Raw genomic sequence first — 816 nt, 5'->3', positions numbered from 1 at the left:
CGTACATGGCCCCAAGCGCGTATTCAGCACCGCTCCCGATCGCAGCATAGTCGTAAGCGGCCTCAACCACGGTCCCGTCTCCGTGAATCTCAAAAATGTGGGATTCATAGCCGAGTAGGATATTCACGTCCTTAAACGGCTTATCTCGGCTGGTGCCGGATTCAAGCAGCAGGCAGCGCCGCAGTTCTTCACGCACTGGCCCGTGGATGAAGCGCTCCACGTTCATTGACCGGTTCCTGACAGGGGGCACGAAATTTAGGCGCACACAGAAATTGAGGGCCATGGCCCCGGACACGCCGATGCAAAACGGACCCGATCGAAAAATCTTGGGGGCGCGCAGCGTACGCAACCCATCATTGTTAAGCGTGGCCACCGAATCAGAACCCATCCACACACCACCCGCATCGCGCACCGCACAAATAGTTGTCACAAATCCTCCACACTTAGCTCAAGCCGACCACGGCTCCGGAAACTTCATCCACGCAATCACGTGATAATCGTCGTAGTCACGCGGGTCACAAATACCGTCAGTCGGACACACCTCGACCCAGCCAGAGTCGCCCACTTCATAACGGTAGGCCCACGCCTTATGCGGTACCCAGCACATATCACCGTATTGGACGGTCACAAGCACCGGAATAGACCACCGATAATCACACGATTCCGGATTCTCGGACTGACGCGGCGGCAGCTCCATATTCCACCCAGCAGCATAGCTGCGATTTTTACCCATCTCACACACCTCCCTCATCACCCATCCCACACCACGTAATTTAAGATTGTCCAATCACAAAAGCGCCGTTCCGCGTCCCTCAC

At 56.0% G+C, this 816-nt stretch carries 2 protein-coding genes; both read right to left on the bottom strand.

Going from position 1 to position 816, the window contains the following annotated elements:
- The coding region (locus AC1RPW_RS07680; RefSeq protein ID WP_481769393.1) for an Ntn hydrolase family protein at positions 1–430 on the bottom strand (430 nt) is incomplete at its 3' end.
- Between the two features lie 18 nt (positions 431–448).
- Complete coding sequence (locus tag AC1RPW_RS07675) at positions 449–733, bottom strand: hypothetical protein (protein ID WP_251254817.1); 285 nt, start codon at positions 731–733, stop codon at positions 449–451.
- Positions 734–816 lie beyond the last annotated feature (83 nt).

It is taken from the genome of Dellaglioa sp. CoH-55-MRSF-8 (assembly GCF_056782195.1).
This window is presented reverse-complemented; position numbering and strand designations above follow the sequence as displayed.

Coding starts and splice junctions, on each gene's coding strand:
- AC1RPW_RS07675 (WP_251254817.1), bottom strand. CDS start 733: ATGGGTAAAAATCGCAGCTATGCTGCTGGGTGGAATATGGAGCTGCCG.